The following is an 18,550-nucleotide window of genomic DNA, read 5'->3' as shown; positions in this document are numbered from 1 at the left end:
GAATTTACCATGAAACTGTTTAAACACACCCTGCTTGCCGCCGCTATCGCTTGCAGCACTGCCAGCGCGTGGGCGGATGAAGTGCAAGTCGCCGTTGCCTCCAATTTCTCCAAGCCACTGGAAGCCATTGCGGAAAAATTCAAAGCTGCCAGCGGGCATGAGTTGAAAATCTCCGCCGGTGCAACCGGCAAGCTGTACGCCCAGATCGAAAACGGCGCACCGTTTGAAGTGTTCATTTCCGCCGATAGCAAGACCCCGAAAAAGCTGGTCGAAAACAAAATGGCAGAAGCTGACACTCAATTTACCTACGCTTTCGGCAAGCTGGTGTTGTGGAGCAGTACTGAGGGTTATGTGGATGACAAAGGTGAGGTATTGCGCAAAGGCGACTTCAAGCATCTGGCGATTGCCAACCCCAAAACCGCGCCTTACGGTGAAGCAGGTATGGCTGTGATGGAAAAGCTGGGGCTGACAGCCACGATTACCCCTAAGTTGGTAACGGGCGAAAACATTACCCAAACCTATGATTTTGTCTCGACCGGCAATGCCGAGCTGGGCTTTGTCGCACTGTCACAGGTGCAAAAAGACGGCAAACTCAAGGGCGGTTCGGCGTGGATCGTACCAGCGGAGATGTACCAACCGATGGCGCAGGATGCGGTATTGCTCAGCAGTGCCAAAGACAGTGCCGCCGCTAAAGCCTTGCTGGAATTCCTCAAAGGGGAAGAGGCGCAAGCCATTATCAGCAGTTACGGCTATGGTTTGCCTGAAAAAACGACCGAGGCAAAATAATCATGCTTTCCCCCAGTGATTGGTCTGCCATTTGGCTCACCTTTAAACTTGCCAGCCTGACGACTTTGATTTTGCTGGTCATTGGCACACCGCTGGCATGGCATCTGGCACGTACCCGCCGCTGGTGGAAAGCCCCGTTGAGCGCGGTGGTGGCGTTGCCGATTGTGCTGCCACCTACCGTGATCGGGTTTTACCTGTTGATCACCCTTGGCCCTAAAGGGCCGATTGGGCAATTGACCAGTGCGTTGGGCTGGGGAACATTGCCGTTCACCTTCACGGGTTTGCTGGTGGCTTCGGTGTTCTATTCGCTGCCGTTTGTGGTACAGCCCATCCAGAATGCGTTTGAAACGCTGGATATGCGGCTGATGGAGGCGGCAAGCACGCTGCGGGCAAAACCGCTGGATGCGTTTTTCAGCGTGGCGTTACCGATGGCTCGCCCCGGTTTTCTCACTGCCTGCATTCTGGGGTTTGCGCATACCGTGGGCGAATTCGGCGTGGTGTTAATGATCGGCGGCAATATTCCCGACAAAACCCGCGTGGTGTCAGTACAGATTTACGACCATGTGGAGTCAATGGAATACGCGCAAGCCCACTGGTTGGCGGGTGGCATGGTGGTGTTTTCCTTCATCGTGTTGTTGCTGATGTATACGCTTAACCGTGGGATTAGGGTGTCAAAAATATGAGCAATACACCACACGACAATTTACACGCCCGCTTTCAACTGTCTTTTAGTGGCTTCCAGTTGGAAACCGATTTGCAATTGCCGGGGCGTGGTGTAACCGCATTGTTTGGGCATTCCGGCTCTGGCAAAACCACCTTGTTGCGCTGCATTGCCGGATTGCAACGCCCGGACAGTGGTTTCCTGCAAGTGCGTGGGCAGGTGTGGCAAGACAGCGCGAAGGGGGTATTTTTGCCGACGCACCAACGCCCCTTGGGGGATGTGTTTCAGGAAGCCAGCCTGTTCCCGCATCTGACCGCACGCAAGAATATGGATTACGGGCGCAAACGTGCCGCGCAATCCGCCAATGATGCCGAACTGGCAGCGATTGTGGAGATGCTGGGAATTGAGCATTTGTTGGATAAAATCCCTGCGCAATTATCCGGCGGGGAACGCCAGCGGGTCGGCATTGCCCGCGCCCTTGCCCTCAAGCCGCAAGTGTTGCTGATGGATGAACCGCTTGCTGCGCTCGACCTCAAACGCAAGCAGGAAATCCTGCCGTTTCTGGAACGCTTGCACCGCGAACTCGACATTCCGATTTTGTACGTGACGCATTCACCGCAGGAAGTGGCCCAGCTTGCCGACCATCTGGTGGTGCTGGAAGCAGGCAGGGTGGTGGCTTCGGGCGCATTGGCGGAGGTGCTGACGCGGCTGGATTCGCCAATGGCGCAAGGCAAAGAAGCCTCCAGCGTCTTGCAGGTGAAAGTGTGGGATCATGAGCCGGAGTTTCATCTCAGTCACGTCGGTTTTGCCGGGGGCGTGATCAGCTTGCCTTACCAGCAGGCAACGGCAGTGGGTACGCCGTTACGTTTGCGCATTGATGCCCGCGATGTCAGTTTGACGCTGCAACAACCGGCGCAAACCAGCATCCTTAATGTGTTGCCCGCCAGTATTACCGGTATGGCAAAGCCAGTGGCAGGGCAGGTGATGGTGCGTTTGAACATGGGCGGCGTGCCATTGCTGGCACACATTACCCAGAAATCAGCGGTGCAACTGGGGTTGAAGGTGGGGATGGCGGTGTTTGCGCAGATCAAGGCCACCGCGATTGTGTAGGGTGGGTGGAGCGGAACGCGATACCCACCACTCTTCAGCACAATGATACATTTGAAACTCGGTTGAAGTCGGTGGGTATCGCATTCGCTCCACCCACCCTACGCGGTGGCTTCGATTTGGGTGGTTTCCGGTTCGCGGTATTCCAGCGTAATCTCGGCTTCGCCCTTCACTACGTCTTCTGTTACTACACACCGTGACACATTCTCTTCCGATGGTAAGGTAAACATCAGCTTGCGCAACAAGGTTTCCAGTACCCCGCGCAAACCGCGTGCCCCCGTGCCATGCGCAATGGCTTTCTGTGCAATCGCCCGCAGTGCCTCGTTGGTGAATTCCAGTTCGGCATTATCCAGCGCGAACAGTTGCTGGTATTGCTTGGTCAGGGCGTTTTGCGGTTCGGTGAGGATGCGCACCAGCGCGTCTTCGTCGAGTTCGTGCAGCGCGGTGATGACCGGGAAGCGTCCGATGAATTCGGGGATCAGCCCGAAATGGCGTAAGTCTTCCGGTTGCACTTCGCTGAACAGGCGCAGCTTGTCGGCTTTGGGGTCATCCGGCGTGTGCGTGGAGTGGAAGCCGATGCCTTTTGCGCCCGGTTTCAGGCGTTTTTCCAGCAGCTTTTCCAGACCTGAGAATGCGCCGCCAACGATAAACAGGATATTGCGCGTGTCGAGCATCACCGGTGCTTGGTCTTTGCGGCCTTTGGCGGTGACTTTGACGGTCGTGCCTTCCACCAGTTTGAGCAGGGCTTGTTGCACGCCTTCGCCGCCCACATCGCGCGTGCCATGCGAGTTTTCACCGCTGCGGGCGAGCTTGTCGATTTCGTCGATGTAAACGATGCCCCATTCTGCCAGTTCTTTGTTGCCATCGGCGCTGTCGAGCAGGCGGGCAATGATGCTTTCCACGTCTTCACCGACGTAGCCTGCTTGCGTCAGAGTGGTGGCATCGGCGATGACGAAAGGTACGCCGACGATCCGCGCCAAGGTGCTGGCCAACAGGGTTTTGCCCGTGCCGGAAGGCCCTAGCAGCAGGATGTTGGATTTGTCGAGTTCGACCACTGATTTGTCTGTGCGGGTGCAGATGCGCGGCTTGTCGGTTTCCAGATTCAGGCGTTTGAAATGGTTGTAAACCGCGACGGCAAGGGTTTCTTTGGCGGTGTCTTGCCCGATTACGTAGCCGTCGAGGATCGCCTTGATTTGCAGCGGTTTGGGCGGGGTTTTGAGCGGTTCGCTCATGCTGCGCTTGCGGCTCCAGGTGCTGATGACTTGGTGGGCAAGGCGCACGCAGGCTTCGCAAATGTGTCCGTTCATCCCGGCAATCAGTGGGATGTGCGCGGTTTGCTCTTGTCCGCAGAAGGAACAGGCGGCTGTTTTATCGCTCATGAGGATACCTCCGGGGTGGTGGCTTGCAATTGCTTTAACCATTCTTTCTGGCAGTTGCGCTGGGCGCGTTCTTGCAACTGGGTACGGATTTGCGCTTTGGCTTTGGTCAGGGAGACTTGTTGCGCGGGGTAAATGTGTTCGCACAGCAATAGGTGGAAACCGAGTTCGGTTTCGATGGGGGCGCTGACTTGCCCCGCACTCAGGGCGAACAGTGCGGCATCGAGTTGTGGGTAGAGTTTGCCGTAGGGCAGGTTGCCGAGCTTGCCGCCTTCCATTGCGGTGGGGCATTCGGAATATTGGCGTGCCAGCTTGCCGAATTGTTTGACGTTGCCCGTGGCTTGCGCGGCAATGCTGCGGATGCGTTGCAGCACGGTGTCGTACTGGTTTTCGGCGTAATCGTTGTTGACGGTGACGAGGATTTGCCGCACCAGCCGGGTTTCGGGTTGGGTGAAACGTTCGCGGTTCATCTCGTAATAGAGCTGTACGTCGATGTCGCCGATGGTGATGCTGCGGGAGGCGACTTTTTGCAGGATGCCATCGAACAACAATTCGCGTTGCAGGGCTTGGCGCAGGGTGTCGGGTGTCAGACCGTTCTGGCTGAGGTCGATGGTGAAGTCTTCGTCGTTGGGATAGCGGTCGGCAATTTCTTGCAGTGCCATATCCACCCGTTCGGGCTGGATGAGGATCTGGCTGGCTTCGGGGCTTTGCAGGGCGAGTGATTCGAGGTGGAAACTGCGGTCGGCGCGTTGGCAGACGCGGTTGAATTCCTTTTCATCCAGATGCGGCAGGTTTTTCTGGAAGGCTTCCAGCGCATTGCGCAGCAGGTGGTAGCGGTAGGCGGGCGGTTTGCCCATGATGGCGAAACTTAAGTTAGGCATCGGGGACTTCCTCCAGCAGCTTTTCGGGGACTTGCAGCGTTCTGCCGGGGAAGCGTACATGGTAGGCGAAGCTTGTGGGTAGGCCGCTGATCACTTTGAGGATTTCGCCGACATCGCCGGGGTTGGCGATGACTTCGCCTTCGATGGCGAGGGTGACTTTGGTGGTCACTTTGTCGCGGAATTGGTAGAGGCTGGGTTCCCACGGATCGTCGCCGCCGATCAGCTCTTCTTCGCGGCAACCGACGGTTTTTTGTTCGTCGAGGAAATGCACCGAGTAGATGATCTGGTCTTGCAGGAATGTACCAACATCGCGCACGTAGCCGACACTGCCACGCTTCACCAGCAGGTTGCCGATGGCTGCGCCGTAAAACGTGCCGTCGTCACGCACGTTGCGGATCACGCGCACTTTCGCGCCGTATTCGTATTGGGGCATGGCCTTACCCCTTCCCGAACAGGCTTTCCAGCGTGACGAAAGCGGTTTGCGGTTCGTTCATACGGTAGACTTTCAGCACTTTTTCGGTCTTGGCGTCAGAACCCACGAAATCGGTATACGCCTTGGTGAGCAGGCGCGTGTACTGTTCGCGCATGGCATCGTCGTTGCTGGCGACTGGCTCTTTCGTCAGGTAGTTGTGGAAGCGTTGCAGGATGTGCAGGCGGTTGACATGCACCACGGTCTGGTCAAACGCGATGTCGAAATAGTTGAGGAAGTCTTCCGCGCTGACCAGTTCTTCGAGGTCGAGGGTGAGGTCGGTATCGGTCATGTCGTGCTCCTTGTGCCAAATGAGGAAGATCAAGCAAAGGGCGTGCCATGTTGTTAAATTGTTTGTTATTCAATAGCTTGGGCGTTGTTGATGTGGGGTATGTCGGGTTTGGTACAGTGACGGGAGGTGGGAGATTGTGGGAAAGGGGACATTGCCACATTAATAGCAAACTGGTGGGGAATGCCAATGCTATAATCAACCTTCAGTTCACAGGCAACCGGGATCAGTATGGAACAAGCCGCACCCGCTCCGCGCATGATTAGGAAGGTGGTATGCATCACCACTAACAAAGACCAACCGTCTGACTACCAGTATTGGGTCACGCGCCCGATTGCAGAACGCATTGATGCCATTGAAATGCTCCGCCAATCTTATTTGAGTTTCCGTCAAGATGTTCCACCGCGACTTCAAAGAGTTTATCGAGTTACTGAACAATCACGGGGTTGAATACCTGCTGGTGGGTGGTTACGCGCTCGGTATTCACGGCTATCCGCGCTATACCGGCGATATGGATATTTGGGTCAAGCCTGAGCAGGTCAACGCCGAAAAAGTCATGGCAGTGCTGGAGGCGTTTGGCTTCGGCGAACTTGATTTGAGTACCGATGATTTCACCAAACTAGGTAATGTGATCCAGCTTGGCTACCCGCCTTTACGCATTGATTTGCTTACCCAACCGGATGGCGTGGATTTCTCCAGCAGTTATTCTCAGCGTCTGGATGTGGAATATGGTGGCTTGACTGTTCATGTTATCAGTCTTGAGGATTTCAAGAAAAATAAGGCGGCGAGTGGCAGACCGAAAGACCTTGAAGACTTGCGTAATCTGACATGATGGGCAGCGTGTGTAACTTGCTGAATTCTTTTCCTATCCGTGCCAAAATGCTCGCATCTTCCCCAACCACAAAGCAGGGTTTGTATGGCAGAACTCCCTACCGAAGAAGAACTTGAGAAGCTCTACCATGAGAAAGGGCATGATGCGCTGGTGTGGTATGCGTGGAGGAATACACTACGAATTTTACCAATTTTAGGGAGTTTATCTCTTGAGGAAGTTTGGCCTGATAAGCTAGTAGAAAATATTTACTTAATTTTGCGCATTCCAATTGTTATTCAACAATGGTTAATAGCTAAAGAGCGAGCACAATCTGTTATCAATACCGTGGGATTGGAAGCAACTAGAGCTGTTGCTGCAACTAAAGATGGAACAGCCGTGACGGATGCGGAGATATTTGCTGCAAAGACTGACTTTTTGGCAGCGTCGGAACGACAAGCTGCGGCTTCTGCGAAGATTGATGCAGAGACTGCTAGAACAATTGCTATAAAAGCCAGAGATATTGCATTTTCTAAAAATAGTATTGTCAGATTTATTACTGATACTAGTAAGTTAGATTTTGTGAGAGCTAATGCTGATTCTGCCTGCATTGCAGCGGAAAGAGCAGAATCTATTGCTGCCAAGCAAGCAGCCAGAGCATCAGATGCGGCTGAATCTGCTGCAATTTCCCAATCAATTGATTGCGAGGCCAAAAAGGCTGTAGTTAGGGCTAAAGCCATCGCAGATGAAGTTTCCACTGCTGAAGCGGCTGCGGCTGTCGTCAGAATTGTAGATGTCGTACTCAACGATACAAAGAGTGCTATTGCTGAAACAATGGTTATTGCAGCTAGAGCAGCGAAGATTGAAGCTGAATCAGTTGCAATGGCTCGAAATGATTTTAATTGGCTCTATGAAACTGATTTTTTTCAGGACTCTATTCCATTATTTTCAATAAAAAAATTATATGATAAAAAGCCCAAAAAAATACTAGAATGGGAATCTGGATTACTAGGAAACTTACGTCAACTTAAGTTGGAGTTTCTTGCTGAAGATTTAAAAAATTTATGGAATGGTGATTTTCCTGAGCCACATGCTCAAAATTATCTAAAAGAGTTTTCTGTTGCAATTACTAATGATCCTATCGCACTACAACTTGCTGTTCTTGGAGCGAAAATTGAAACAACGCATTCAGCGCGAGTAATCTTGTTAGGCCCAGGAGGTGCTGGAAAAAGCTCATTAGCTGATCGTTTGCAAGGAAATATGGTTCAATATATTAAGCAACCAACTGTTGGTGTTGATTATCTCCAACATCAATCCATTAATGTACTCGACACTTTTCCCGATTGTGGCCTGGATGGTAAAAAACTAGATTTATTTTTGTGGGACTTCGGTGGACAAACTATTTTCCACGGTTTGCATAGTGCGTTTCTGCATGAAAACTGCGTTTACGTGTTAGTAGTGGATAGCCGCCACGAACAAGCTCCCGATGAATGGCTTCACCAAATCCGCCACTTAGCAGGCTCACAAGTAAAAGTGCTACTTGTCACCAATTGGTATGAACAATGTGAAACTTACCAGAATAAAACCCGTTTACGGCGCGAATTCCCCAAGCAGTTTTCGGATGAAAGTTTCTTCTACTTCTCTTGTCTCGACAAAGATGAGCCAGATTTTAAACGCTTCGTGCAATCCTTGGTAAAAGCCAGCCTCGACAGCCAGAAAATGGTTCTGAAGGAAACGCTGGATGTACAACGGGCATTGGATGCGCAATACAAAGACGGGGATACCGTTTTCGTGCGTGAAAGCAAGTTACGCGAACTGATTGCGGCTAATATTCAAGATGCAAAAAATACCGATAGTACCCTCAATCAGTTGCAACAACTTGGTTTTCTGGTACAGGTCGAGAAGGGCAAGAGCCGCTACTGCCTCAAACCCGCATGGGCGGTAGACAACGCCTACCAATTGCTTTATTCCCCCGCATTGCGCCAAGCCAACGGTATTCTGAATTTGACCGAGTTGGAGCAAGTATTTGCAGGCAAAGTGGATGAAGACCATGTGGAATATCTGGTCAGCTTTCTCAATGAACGTTCTCTGTGTATTCGGTTACAGGATAATGGCAAGTATTTCTTTCCAGATGCAACGCGAGCAGATGAGCCGCTTTTGGTCAGCGAACTACTGAATCAACAGAACAAACTAATACTGCGTTTCGACCTGCCTTACCTGCCACTGGGTTTCCATGCAAGATTGGTGCATAAATTGTTTGTGCCGCATAGCGAAGTGGGCATTCATGACCCTCAAAACATTTGGCGGCAAGGTTTCATCCTGAAGGCGGGTACAACAAGTCAGGCGGTCGTACATTACCTACTGCGAAAAAATGTCATCGAAATGGTGCTGACCGGAGATTTGAAGGCATTTTCCTCGCTGTTACGCGAGTTCTTCACGCATCTGAAAGCGGTGCTGGTGAGTCCGAACGGTATCCGACCGGAACAGATTCATCCATCGGTATTGTTCAACCAGCAATCATTCTCGGTGCATTCCGGCGAAGGCTTGGTTAAAGTGCTGGCGCAGATCAACAGTTACGACCAAATTTTCCAAGAGGTAAGAAAAATGGCAAGTACAGGCAATATTAACGTCACCAACGGGCAAGTCATCATCGGCGACCACAACACTCAAAAATCCCATTCGGACAATACCACCATCACAGTGACAGCCGACCAACGCCAAATCATCAGTTCTGTGCTAGATGAAATGCTGCGCCACAAAGCCAACCTATCGGACGATGTGCTGGAAGCTGTTTATGATGTGCGCAAAGCGGTCAAAACTGACGAAAAACAGCCAACAGAGAAAAGCCAATCGGTGTTGGGCAAACTCTGGGGCGGTATCCGTGAACTCACCAACGTTGCCAAAGACATGACCGATGTTGGCGGATTCGTTGTTGAACATCAGGCAGCGATAGGGACAGCAGTGACGGCGGCAGCGGCTTTGCTTTCCTAAACTAACGGTGTTGTTGGTAAATATGCTAAAAGTATGACGTATGCAAAACCCTTCCTACCAATTCCAGCCCTCCGCCCAGTTGACCAGCAAACTGGCAGCCATTGATGCCGCGCAAGCGGACATCCAGCGTTTGCGTGCGCAACAAACTGACCGCTGGCAACCCATCCAGCAAAAGCTCCGCGCTGAATGGACGTATGACAGCAACGCCATCGAAGGCAGCACGCTGACGCTCGGTGAAACCATCTTCTTTTTGCAGGAAGGGCTGACGGTAGAGGGCAAACCGTTCAAGGATTTTCTCGATGCCCGCAATCATGCCGAAGCCATCGACCTGCTGTTTGATGTGGTAGCACAAAAACGCGCCATCAGCGAAGGGCTGATCAAGGAACTCAATGCGCTATTGCTGGCGGGCGTGCAATCTACCCCTGCACTGAATTCACAAGGGCAACGGGTACAAAAGCCCGCCACACCGGGGCAGTATAAATCGCAGCCGAATCATGTGTTGCAACAGGACGGTTCAATCCACCATTACATCGAACCGCTACAAGTCCCGCTGGAAATGCAGCAATTATGCGACTGGGTGAACTCAAATCTGAGCCAGCTTCACGCAATCACAGTGGCGGGGATTGCCCATTACAACATGGTGCGGATTCACCCCTTCGACGATGGTAACGGGCGTGGGGCGCGAATATTGATGAACCTGATCCTGCTGATACAAGGCTATACTCCCGTGATTGTGCGCACCACCAAACGGCGGATTTACCTGCAAGCCTTAGCGGCGGCGGATAGGGGAGATATTGAGCCGTTTCTAGATTTCATCGCCGATTCCATGCTGGATACGCAGCGGGTGATACTGGCAGAATTATAAGTTTTTCAGTATAAAAACCTTTTTCTATATAAAATTTGCAGGCATTATACAAAATCCACCCCCACAGGAATGCTTGCTCATGTCCACCTTGTCCGGTTATCGCTGGTTGGCGCACCATTACGGGCTAGAACCTGCCCAGCCATTCCTCACGCCTGCCCGTTTGCCCAGCACGCGCCCTGCGGATACCTTGGCAGGTCACTTGACGTTTGCTTTCAAATACGAAGGCGTTCACCTTGAATGCCTGTCGCGTCTGTTTGTGCTGCTGCCGGTGCAGGAACTAGAGGTATGGCTGGCGCAAGAACCCAGCGGGCAATACGCACGGCGGGCAGGTTTTTTTTACGAATGGCTAACCGGGCAGCGGCTGGCGTTTGCGGGGGTAACAGTCGGCAATTACGTGAATGTACTGAATCCACAACACTATTTCACCGCCCACACCGCCACCAATAACCCGCGCTGGCGCGTGCGCGACAATCTGCTCGGAACGGCGGCTTATTGCCCGCTCATTCGCCGCACGGCAGCGATTCAAGCAGCAGAAACTTACGATTGCGCCCAGCATTTGCAGCATCTGGAACAGGCTTACGGCGAAGACCTGTTGATACGCAGTGCTGTTTGGCTAACGGTGAAAGAAAGCCTCGCCAGTTTCACGCTGGAACACGAAGGTCAGCAAACCGACCGGGTGCAACGCTTCGCCACTGCGATGGAACGGCATTGCGGACAAGCCCCCACCCCGTTGGCAGCGGATTTTCTGACCGCATTGCAGCGGGAAATCCTCGGCGATAAGGCTACCCGTTACGGGCTACGCCGTTCCCCCGTGTTTGTCGGTGAGGTGCAAGGTTTTCTGCCCGTGGTGCATTACATCGCGCCGCATTGGGACGATACGCCCGCGCTGTTGGCAGGTCTGGCAACAGTGGAACAGCGTACTCGTGGGCAAGCCAGTGTGTTACGGGCGGCATTGTTGGCGTTCGGGTTTGTCTACCTGCATCCGCTGGTGGACGGGAACGGGCGGGTGTCGCGCTTTCTGGTCAATGACATCTTGCGCCGTGACGGGGTAATACCTGCACCGTATATCTTGCCTGTTTCCGCTACCATCAACCGTAATCCGGCAGCACGGCGAGCCTATGATCAAGCACTGGAAGCCTTTTCGCGCCCGCTGATGCAGCGTTATCGTGGACAGTATGCGTTTGGGGAAGAGCAGGAAGCGGCGGATGGGGTGCGTTACAACCTGCATTTTCACGCTTATGCCGACGCGTTGCACGCTTGGCGTTACCCCGATTTGACGGCGCAGACCGAATACCTCGCCGAGGTAGTGGCGCAAACGCTGGAACAGGAAATGCGTGAGGAAGCAGTCTATTTGCAAACCATGCGGCAGGCGCGGCTAGCAATCAAGGCGCTGCTGGAAGCCCCGGACGCTGACATTGACCGGATTATCCGTTCGATACGTGAAAATCCCGCTGGTTTGTCACGCAAAATCCAGAAGGAATATCCGGCGCTGCAAGACGCTGCGTTAGGAGCAGCGATGGTAGCAGTCGTGCGCCGCTATTGGTCGGATTAACCCGCCGCCTTGCGCAACACCGCCACCCCTTGCTGCTCATACAAATGCTCCTGCGCCAGCACCAGCAACGCCTTCGCGCCCAGCCGGTCGTTGCTATCAATATCCACCAGCGTTTGCAGCCGCCCGACCGCATCCGCCAGTTCCCCCAGCCGCATTTCCAGATAGCCCGCGCCCTTGTGCGCCATCAGGTAGAAGCGCGTCAAGGTCATGGAAACCAGCACACCTTGCCCCAGATGCAAACGGGTCAAATGCCGCCAATCTTCCGGCAGGTGCAAACGTTTGCCGCTGACGGCGATGGCTTTGTGTGCCACGTTTAGCGCATCCGGCAGGCGATGTTGGTAGTAGAAATAGCGGTACAGTGCGACCAGCACGTTCAAATCTTCGGGGGCGAGGAAATAAGCACGAAGTAGCAGGGTTTCGGCCTCCGGTTCTGGGTAAAGGTTGGAGGCTTCCTCCAATAATGCGGCGATTTCAGGGTCGATGGTGGCGTTGAAATAAAGGTCTTCGGCTTCAAAATCCTGCAAATCCATGATGTTAGTCCCCTGATTTTTTAAAGTGAATCGGATGTTCGGTGATGGGTGTGTTAGGTAATTCGTCGTCGCACAGATCGCGGGCATCGCAATGATGGCATTCCGCGCTGTCGTCTTCTTGTTCGGGCAAGCAGCCGCGTGTGCCTGCGGCTTCTTCCAGCAAACGGATGCGGTCGAGCAGGCACTGGATTGCGCCTGCCACCGGGTCGGGAATCAGATGGTGGTTGAGGTCGATGCCTTCGGGGTTGTCGTTGCGGGCGACTTTGTTTTGCACGATTTTGCCGGGGATGCCGACCACGGTCTTGCCCGCCGGAATGTTTTTGACCACCACGGAATTCGAGCCAACGCGCACGTCGTTGCCCAGTTCAATCGGGCCGAGAATCTTTGCGCCTGCCCCGACCACCACGCGATTGCCGAGGGTAGGGTGGCGTTTGCCCTTATTCCAGGATACGCCGCCGAGGGTCACGCCGTGGTAGAGCGTTACATCGTCACCGATCTCGGCGGTTTCGCCGATCACCACGCAAGCGCCGTGGTCGATGAAAAAGCGTCGCCCGATTTTCGCACCGGGGTGGATGTCGATATTCGTCCAGAAGCGGGCAAAGTACGAAAGGAAGCGCGGGAAATAGCGCCAGTTGCGCTTCCACAGGCTGTGGGCAATGCGCTGCAACATCACCGCGTGGATGCCAGGGTAGAGCGTGGCAACTTCCAGCCGCGAACGGGCGGCGGGGTCGCGTTGGAAGACGCAGGTGATGTCTTCGCCAATCAGTTCTAACAACATATCCCCACCTCCGCCACACAAGTCTGTTGCAAAAACTGCTGCAAATCATCCGCCGTCGGTGGGCGTTTGTGTTGGGTGGAAAAACGCCGTACCAGCGCGAGAATCGCTTCGGCCTGTTCATGCTCCAGCGGTACGCCGAGCAGGGCGTAGGCACGTTGCACCCCGTGGCTGCCGGAATGTTTGCCCAGCACCAATTGGTGGTGCCGCCCCATGTCCGCCGGATCGACACCTTGGTAATTGCGCGAATCTTTCAGCAAGCCATCGACGTGGATGCCGGATTCGTGGGTGAACACGCCTTCGCCGACCAGACTTTTTTGCCAGCCGACCGGACGACCGGAGGCTTTTTCCACCAGCAAGGAGAGTTTGGGGAAGCGTTTTAGGTTAACGCCGCAATCCAGCCCGTACAATCGCCCCAGCCCCAGCGCGACTTCCTCCAACGGCGCATTGCCAGCGCGTTCGCCAAGCCCATGGACGGTAGTATTGATGTGGGTAGCGCCTGCGCGGGCGGCGGCGAGAGAATTAGCAGTAGCAAGACCGAGGTCGTCGTGGGCGTGCATTTCGATTTCCATGTCGGTATGCGCCCGCAGTGAAGCTATCCAGTCGTGGGTGGCGAACGGTTCGAGGATGCCCACGGTGTCGGCGAAGCGGAAGCGTTGTGCGCCTGCCGCTTGTGCCGTTGCCAGCACTTGCAGCAGGAAGTCACGGTCAGCGCGGGAAGCATCTTCGCCACCGACGCACACGCCAATGCCCAAATCTTTGGCGATTTGTACGTGCGCCCAGATTTGTTGCAACACCCAAGCGCGGTCACGCTTGAGTTTGTGGAAAATTTGCTGGTCGGAAACCGAGATGGAAATGTCGATCATATCCACCCCCAAATCGCGGCACAGCAGGATGTCGTCGCGGCGCATCCGGCTCCACACCATCAGCCGAGCATTTAACCCAAGGTCGGCAACGGCGCGGATGGAGTCGCGTTCTTCCTCGCCCATCGCGGGGATGCCGACTTCGAGTTCGGGAACACCCAAGGCATCCAGCCCGCGTGCAATCGCTAGCTTTTCCGCAAGGGAAAACGCCACGCTAGCGGATTGTTCGCCGTCGCGCAGGGTGGTGTCGTTGATGGTGATGAAACGCTTGCTGTGGTGCATGGTGTTCGCCTTGCTGATGATCTTTGCTTGATGTCAGCAATACTTGTGCCATAGTTTTTAAGCTGTTGTTTTTAATAAAATAGTAGTGAATTTTTCATTGGTTTTGTCGAGTCTGCGACACACGCGGACGGGTGGGAACTGTGTGGAAACCGACATTACCCGTAACGTTCCATGCCCAGCCCTTCCAGTGCGATGTCCGCCGTTTGCCCGCTGAGCATGGCTGCCAGTATCCGCCCGCTGCCTGCTGCCATCGTCCAACCCAGCGTGCCATGCCCGGTGTTGAGAAATAAACCGGAATACGGCGTTTTGCCAAGGATGGGTGTGCCATCGGGGGTCATGGGGCGCAATCCTGCCCAGAAACTGGCTTTGCTGGGGTCGCTGCCGTTGGGAAACAGGTCAGACAATACGTATTGCAGCGTGGCAAGGCGTTTGGCTGGCAGGCTCAGGTCAAAACCGTTCAGTTCCGCCGTTCCCCCCAAGCGGATGCGCTCCCCCAAACGGGTAATGGCAACCTTGTGGGTTTCATCCATGACGGTGGATTCGGGGGCGTGTTCCGGGTGGGTAATCGGTACGGTGAGGGAATAGCCTTTCACCGGATAAATCGGTAAACGGATACCCAAAGGCTTGAGCAGCAACGGGGAATGGCTGCCCAACGCCAGCACATACGCATCAGCCTGCATCAAGCCCTTGCTGGTTTGCACACAGCTTAAGGTTTGCCCGCTGGCGACTAAGCCTTGAACGGTGGTATTGCAGTGGAAAATCACGCCCATCTGTTCCGCCATGCCCGATAAGGTTTGGGTGAAGCGGAAACAGTCGCCGGTTTCATCATCCGGCAAATGCAGGCCACCGACGTATTTGTGCTGCACCTGCGCCAGTGCCGGTTCGTGGCGGATCACGCCTTCCCGGTCGAGGATGTTGAACGGCACTCCTTGCGCTTGCAGGATAGCGGCATCTTTGTGGATACCGTCCAATTGTTGCTGGGTGCGGAATAATTGGAGCGTGCCGAGGCTGCGTTCGTCGTAACGAATGCCGGTTTCTGCCCGTAATTCGCGCAAGCAATCGCGGCTGTATTCTGCCAGCCGTACCATGCGGGCTTTGTTGAGCTGGTAACGGGATAAGGTGCAATTCCTTAGGAAAGCGCCCAGCCACCGCCACATTGCCCAATCCAGATGTGGGTAAACATGCAGCGGGCTGTGTTCCATCAGCATCCAATGCAGGGCCTTGAGCGGGATGCCGGGAGCAGCCCAAGGCGCGGAATAACCGGGTGAAATTTGCCCTGCATTGGCGTGGCTGGTCTCGAATGCCACCTCGGATTGGCGTTCCACCAGTTGCACCTCATGCCCTGCCTTGGCAAGGTAATAGGCAGTGCTGACCCCAATGACTCCGCCGCCTAGGACTAGTACTTTCATGGTGTTTTACCGCTGTTGTTGTGCATCCCACAATTGTTTGAAGCGCAAATCCAGCGCGGAAAGTTCCGTATCCACGCTTTCCAGTTCGCGGAAACCTTGGCGGGGTGGCATTTTGCCTTCACCCATCGCTTGTTTGAGGCTTTCGCGTTGGGCGAATACCGTGGCGATGCGGGCTTTCAGGTCGACGAGTTCTTCGGCTACGGTCATGGCTGGCGTTCTTTGGGTAGGTGGGAATAAGGGGGCAGCATTTCCAGCCGGGTGTCGATGGAGGGGTTGCCGACGGTGAAATGGTAGAGGCTTTGGAATTGGGTATCCCGCAAGCCCAATACCTCATGCACGCTGTCGTCGAAGAAGCAGCCGATGCCCGTGCCGCGTGCTCCGGCGGCTTCGGCTTGCAGGTAGAGGATTTGCCCGATTAAGCCTGCTTCCCAGTAAAGGTGGCGGTAAACGGGTGCGCCTTCCGCCAAACCTGCGTCGAATGCCGCCAACATGCCGAGGCTGAAACTGCTGGTGGAGGCGATGTCTTGGTGGCAAGAAAGCGTGCGGGCGGTTTTGCGGGCATCGGCTGTTAGTAGGTGGAATAGGGGCAGGTTATCGGGGCAGCCTTCTGGGGTTTGCCAGCCGAAATCGGGGTTCATGGCAGTGCGTAAGGTGGTTGCGGCTTCTTCATGGCGGGGCAGGGCGTATAGGCCAGCGGGTAAGCCTTCGACACGATGCACGAATAAGATTGGGTGGAGGCGAATGGGCAGTGTCCATACGTCCCACGGTACGGGATTGTTGGCAGGCAGTAAGGCAGACAGCATCGCGTAAAAAGTGTCGCGGGGTAGGGTGCTGGTTTTGCCGCTGAAGGCTTGGGCGCTGCGGCGTTGCCGGATCAGTGGGATTAGGTCGGATTGGGGTTCACGAATGCCTGAAGAGGGCGTATGCGATACGCCCCTACGGGTAGATACGGTGGCGGTGGTTACTTCGTCGATAATTGGCCAGTTGTATTTGGGGAGGCCGCCTAGTGCGTTGGCTTTGCCGTGCCATTGGGTGACGGTGGGGAGGTGGAAGGGGGCGGCAGAACCTGTGTGGATGCGGAGTAGCATGTCGGGGTGTTCGGCTTCGGCATCCGTGAAATCTTCTGCCCGATCCAGCCCTAACAATGTGGAAATTTCGGTATCGGCGACGGGGAGTAGTTCTACCTGCAAGCCCAGTGCTGCGGCAGCGTAGCGGATTGCGCCCAGCGCGTGACCGGCATCGAGTTGCACGTAGCGGAAGGCGCGTTCGCCGTATTTCCAGGCTTCGCGCCATGCGATGCTGCTCAAGCTGAGCAGAAGTTGTGGCGGGGAATCGCTGTCAGCCAGTTTGCCGCGTAATTCCAGTGCGTGTTCGTGGGGGGCGTAGTGGTAAACACCATCGCCCAGCTCGCCGATACCATTGGCGATAACGTAGCCTTCGGTAGGATGCAGGTTGCCGCTGGAGGGGTTGCAACGCAATGCCCAGCGGTCGGAGCCGTATTGTTTCCACGCGGATAGGCCGAGGGAGAGTTGCAGCAGGGCGGCAATTCCCTCGCTATCTTCCAACGCCAATTCCACCACGTCCGCGCCCACGAACCGCCGGAACGGGTTCGGTTGCTGATCCCAGTCCAGAAACTCCGGGCCTTTGGCATAGGCATCCAGACGGTGTTTGGTGCGTTCGTGGTAGGCACGTACCGTTTGTGTGGTATCCATTACAGCGTGAGTTGTACCAGATTGTCGGCGGTTGCCGGTTCACTGCTGATGGTAGCGGAAACGCTGGGTTCTGGCAGTTTCCCTTGTTTTACCAGTGCCGCGAGTTGGGTTTGCAATTCACCGCTGTTGTACAGCTCTTCCACGATGTCGCTGCCACCGACCAATTCGCCGCCCACGAAAACTTGCGGGAAGGTGGGGAATTGCGAAAAGCGCGGCAGGTATTCGTAAATGAAGGGCGATTTCAGCACGTTGACGTAGGCGAACTCCACCCCAGTCTTTTTCAGGTAGCCGACTGCTTTGCCGGAAAAGCCGCATTCGGGCGCGTCGGGCGTGCCTTTCATGTAGATCATTACCGCGTTTTCGGTGACTTGCTGTTGGATTTTGTCGAGGGTTTTGTTGCTGCTCATGGTATGTTCCTTAAACTGCGCCCCAAACTTGACGTTTGACGCTGTTACGGTTGGCGATGGCTTCATCGAGGGTGGAAGCCTTGAATTTAGGTTTGTAAGTTTTCAGAGCGTTATAAACGGTGACGACTTTATCTTCAGTCGACTGTCCCTTGAGGTCGTGCTTGTCGAGGAAGCACAGATCCAGCAATTCGTTCCAGATCATCCCAGCAGGCAATGAGATGAGGGTGTATTGCCGCCCGTCCACATCCACCACCACGCTTTCTGTGAGGTTGTCGATGAAGAAAATTGGTTTGCAATCGGCGGCAAGATCGGCGGTGAAACGGCTGATGAATTCCGGCAATTCGAGGATGTCGCTGAAGTTGCCAACGACCATTAACAGGCTGGTGTCGTCGGCGAGAATCACGGCTTCTTTGATGGCGGCTTCGGGTGGGTTGCGTTTGTTGGCGACTTCGTTGAAGTCACCGAGCTTGACGATCAGGTCGCCACGGAATGCATTCAGGCCGTTTTTGGTTTTGCCGTTGATGGTGGTGAGCCAAATGAGTTCGTTGGCTTTGTAGGTATCCAGCAACATGGGGGAATCTCCTGTCATATGAGCAAATGCCAGTGGTAGAGCAGGAAACGTGCCAGTACTGCAAGCCTTTTATTTATCATTAGGTTAGAGGTTAAGTATTGGCAGGTGTTTGTCATAAACACCTCTGAGAAACTTGAGCTTGTCGTGTTCACGACAATTAGCTCGTCAATACTTTATATAAATAACAACAACTTAAAGATCTGGCACACCCCTTGC

General features: G+C 54.4%; 19 protein-coding genes. 7 read left to right on the top strand and 12 right to left on the bottom strand.

Annotated elements, in window-relative coordinates:
* Positions 1–9 precede the first annotated feature (9 nt).
* From modA to modC, 3 genes are read left to right on the top strand one after another with little or no spacing between them, the layout of a single operon-like run.
* On the top strand, positions 10–786 hold the full coding sequence (modA, locus tag J9253_RS07280) for a molybdate ABC transporter substrate-binding protein (protein ID WP_210223961.1): 777 nt from the start codon (positions 10–12) through the stop codon (positions 784–786).
* 2 nt (positions 787–788) lie between these two features.
* On the top strand, positions 789–1,469 hold the full coding sequence (gene modB, locus J9253_RS07275) for a molybdate ABC transporter permease subunit (protein ID WP_210223960.1): 681 nt from the start codon (positions 789–791) through the stop codon (positions 1,467–1,469).
* Positions 1,466–2,557 carry a molybdenum ABC transporter ATP-binding protein gene (gene modC, locus J9253_RS07270; RefSeq protein ID WP_210223959.1) on the top strand — a complete coding sequence of 364 codons (1,092 nt, stop codon included), beginning with the start codon at positions 1,466–1,468 and terminating at the stop codon, positions 2,555–2,557. The genes modB and modC overlap by 4 nt, the downstream gene beginning before the upstream one ends.
* A 98-nt stretch (positions 2,558–2,655) precedes the next feature.
* Here modC and clpX read toward each other — a convergent pair whose 3' ends face one another.
* From clpX to nifW, 4 genes are read right to left on the bottom strand one after another with little or no spacing between them, the layout of a single operon-like run.
* Positions 2,656–3,933 carry an ATP-dependent Clp protease ATP-binding subunit ClpX gene (gene clpX / locus J9253_RS07265; protein ID WP_210223958.1) on the bottom strand — a complete coding sequence of 426 codons (1,278 nt, stop codon included), beginning with the start codon at positions 3,931–3,933 and terminating at the stop codon, positions 2,656–2,658.
* Complete coding sequence (gene nifM, locus J9253_RS07260) at positions 3,930–4,811, bottom strand: nitrogen fixation protein NifM (protein WP_210223957.1); 882 nt, start codon at positions 4,809–4,811, stop codon at positions 3,930–3,932. Before nifM ends, clpX begins: the two co-directional genes overlap by 4 nt.
* Positions 4,804–5,244 carry a nitrogen fixation protein NifZ gene (locus J9253_RS07255; RefSeq protein ID WP_210223956.1) on the bottom strand — a complete coding sequence of 147 codons (441 nt, stop codon included), beginning with the start codon at positions 5,242–5,244 and terminating at the stop codon, positions 4,804–4,806. Before J9253_RS07255 ends, nifM begins: the two co-directional genes overlap by 8 nt.
* Positions 5,245–5,248: 4 nt before the next feature.
* Entirely contained in the window at positions 5,249–5,572 is a 324-nt protein-coding gene (gene nifW, locus J9253_RS07250) for a nitrogenase-stabilizing/protective protein NifW (RefSeq protein WP_210223955.1), read from the bottom strand.
* Between the two features lie 391 nt (positions 5,573–5,963).
* Between nifW and J9253_RS07245 the strand changes: the two genes are divergently transcribed.
* The 4 genes from J9253_RS07245 (at position 5,964) to J9253_RS07230 (ending at position 11,785) form a co-directional block, all read left to right on the top strand.
* The gene (locus tag J9253_RS07245; RefSeq protein WP_093068666.1) at positions 5,964–6,401 is read left to right on the top strand and encodes a nucleotidyltransferase; all 438 of its coding nucleotides are present in this window, start codon (positions 5,964–5,966) and stop codon (positions 6,399–6,401) included.
* 84 nt (positions 6,402–6,485) lie between these two features.
* A complete protein-coding gene (locus J9253_RS07240) occupies positions 6,486–9,368 on the top strand; it encodes a COR domain-containing protein (RefSeq protein WP_210223954.1) in 2,883 nt (960 codons plus the stop codon).
* A 40-nt stretch (positions 9,369–9,408) separates the two neighbouring features.
* A complete protein-coding gene (locus tag J9253_RS07235) occupies positions 9,409–10,233 on the top strand; it encodes a Fic family protein (protein WP_210223953.1) in 825 nt (274 codons plus the stop codon).
* A 79-nt stretch (positions 10,234–10,312) separates the two neighbouring features.
* Entirely contained in the window at positions 10,313–11,785 is a 1,473-nt protein-coding gene (locus tag J9253_RS07230) for a Fic family protein (RefSeq protein WP_210223952.1), read from the top strand.
* Here the strand turns inward: J9253_RS07230 and J9253_RS07225 are convergent.
* The 8 genes from J9253_RS07225 to J9253_RS07190 form a co-directional block, all read right to left on the bottom strand.
* Positions 11,782–12,315, bottom strand: coding sequence for a hypothetical protein (locus J9253_RS07225; RefSeq protein WP_210223951.1), 534 nt, complete (start codon positions 12,313–12,315; stop codon positions 11,782–11,784). The two genes, J9253_RS07230 and J9253_RS07225, sit on opposite strands and share 4 nt — an antisense overlap.
* Positions 12,316–12,319: 4 nt before the next feature.
* A complete protein-coding gene (cysE, locus tag J9253_RS07220; protein ID WP_210223950.1) occupies positions 12,320–13,093 on the bottom strand; it encodes a serine O-acetyltransferase in 774 nt (257 codons plus the stop codon).
* Complete coding sequence (nifV, locus tag J9253_RS07215) at positions 13,084–14,235, bottom strand: homocitrate synthase (protein ID WP_210223949.1); 1,152 nt, start codon at positions 14,233–14,235, stop codon at positions 13,084–13,086. Before nifV ends, cysE begins: the two co-directional genes overlap by 10 nt.
* Before the next feature lie 155 nt (positions 14,236–14,390).
* Positions 14,391–15,644, bottom strand: coding sequence for a D-amino acid dehydrogenase (locus J9253_RS07210; RefSeq protein ID WP_210223948.1), 1,254 nt, complete (start codon positions 15,642–15,644; stop codon positions 14,391–14,393).
* A gap of 6 nt (positions 15,645–15,650) precedes the next feature.
* On the bottom strand, positions 15,651–15,851 hold the full coding sequence (locus tag J9253_RS07205; RefSeq protein ID WP_210223947.1) for a hypothetical protein: 201 nt from the start codon (positions 15,849–15,851) through the stop codon (positions 15,651–15,653).
* A complete protein-coding gene (locus J9253_RS07200; protein WP_210223946.1) occupies positions 15,848–17,356 on the bottom strand; it encodes a SagB/ThcOx family dehydrogenase in 1,509 nt (502 codons plus the stop codon). Before J9253_RS07200 ends, J9253_RS07205 begins: the two co-directional genes overlap by 4 nt.
* A complete protein-coding gene (gene grxD / locus J9253_RS07195) occupies positions 17,356–17,763 on the bottom strand; it encodes a Grx4 family monothiol glutaredoxin (RefSeq protein ID WP_210223945.1) in 408 nt (135 codons plus the stop codon). The genes J9253_RS07200 and grxD overlap by 1 nt, the downstream gene beginning before the upstream one ends.
* 10 nt (positions 17,764–17,773) lie before the next feature.
* The gene (locus J9253_RS07190) at positions 17,774–18,334 is read right to left on the bottom strand and encodes a hypothetical protein (protein ID WP_210223944.1); all 561 of its coding nucleotides are present in this window, start codon (positions 18,332–18,334) and stop codon (positions 17,774–17,776) included.
* Positions 18,335–18,550: the final 216 nt, after the last annotated feature.

The sequence above is a fragment of the Thiothrix litoralis genome (genome assembly GCF_017901135.1).
GTDB classification, from domain to species: domain Bacteria; phylum Pseudomonadota; class Gammaproteobacteria; order Thiotrichales; family Thiotrichaceae; genus Thiothrix; species Thiothrix litoralis.
The sequence above is the reverse complement of the archived record's forward strand: the minus strand, read 5'-3'. Positions and strand labels throughout refer to the sequence as shown.